This is a genomic window from Helicobacter salomonis (assembly GCF_900197775.1).
GTDB lineage: Bacteria > Campylobacterota > Campylobacteria > Campylobacterales > Helicobacteraceae > Helicobacter > Helicobacter salomonis.
On sequence record NZ_FZMA01000030.1, the window covers coordinates 1 to 1,483 of the forward strand.

Here is a 1,483-nt window from a genome sequence, read left to right on the forward strand (position 1 = left end):
GTGTGTGCATTCTGCACACACACAGATGCCAAGTTTCCCCTTAACTCGCGTTAATCTTACCGCTTAACAGTTTTGATAACGGTTTGGCTTTAGGCATGGGGTTACTTTGTTGTGGCGTTCCCCGTGCTAGCGGGTGCATTCTGCACACACACAGATGCCACGTTTTTCCTTAATTTGCGTTTTACTACCGCTTAGCAGTTTAGAATAACGCTTTGGCTTCATGGCATGGGGTTACTTCATTGTAACATTATCCATGCTAAGCGAGGCTATGCTAGCCTCGCAAAGACTTCTCATGTCCCTTAATTGACATTTTCCCTACCGCCTAGTAGTTTTGATAACGACTTCTGCTTTGTATAACATGGGGTTAATTTGTTGTAACGCTTTCCGTGCTAAGCGGGGCTATTCTAGCCTCGCACAGACATAGCGCCTGCCCTAATGCCATGTTTCCCCTACCGCTTAGCAGTTTAGAATGACGGTCTTGGCTTTGTATAACAACATGGGGTTACTTCATTGTGGCGGTATCTGTGCTAGCGAGGCTATTCTAGCCCCGCACAGATATCGCGTTTACCTTAATGCGCGTTTTCCCTACCGCTTAATAGTTTTGATAACGTTTACTGCTCCCTAGCATGTGTTTTTAACCCTTGTTTCTCTTTTCATTTCCCACTATGCTTGCCCCATAAAGGGACAATATGGCAACTTTAGATTTTAAAAGATTAGCTGCAGATGGGATTGACAAGGCCCGAGTGCTAGACTTCATCAAAGCCCAAAAGAGCAATTTCAATTACGACGCGCTCAAACAATTTTACCAACAGCAGGGGTTTGATGCAGAGCAGACCACCCGTGCCCTCTACCACGATTTAGAGCATTTTAAAGAGTTTAGCTTTGAGCCCACAGAGAGCTCTAAGCAGAGTGCAGAAAACCCCCTAAGAGCTCAAACCCAGAGCGTAACACAGACTCCAACCGACCCTACACCACAGAGCTCTACAGAGAAAAGCGCACAAACACAAGCTCAAGCCCCAGAGAACTCTATACCACAGAGCTCTACAACTCCGCCCAGCACACCCACACAGAGCACTCAGCAGCAGGGTACCCCCTCTAAAAAAGACCCCCAAGCCATTCTCAAAGCCTTGGAGGATAGAGCCCATAAGTTAGAGCAACAAGCGGGCATTAAAGAGGATGTCATGCAGGCCTTGAGTTTGGGAATGTCAGAACCCCAAGCTTTAAAGCTGCAAAAATTAGGCTATCACCAGCTTATTCAAGAGGCCATTAAGGAGAATGTCCCTTATGAAAAACTCCCCAAGAGTGCACGCCAATACCTCTCTAGGGTCGCCTTTGAGAAGTCCAGCATTACAGACGCATTATTTCACCCCCTTGAGGTTTTTGGGGGGGATAGGGGCAAGGGGGAATACCAACAAGAGCGTATGCGCGCTAGCATTCTCAAACTCAAAGATGTTGCCCAGCTCAGTGCTGAGCAGAGAAGACA

The 1,483-nt window shown here is 47.1% G+C and carries 1 pseudogene; it reads left to right on the top strand.

Annotated elements, in window-relative coordinates:
* Window positions 1-689: 689 nt before the first annotated feature.
* Window positions 690-1,483 (top strand): annotated as a pseudogene (locus C6H04_RS05525) (hypothetical protein); the annotation flags it as partial.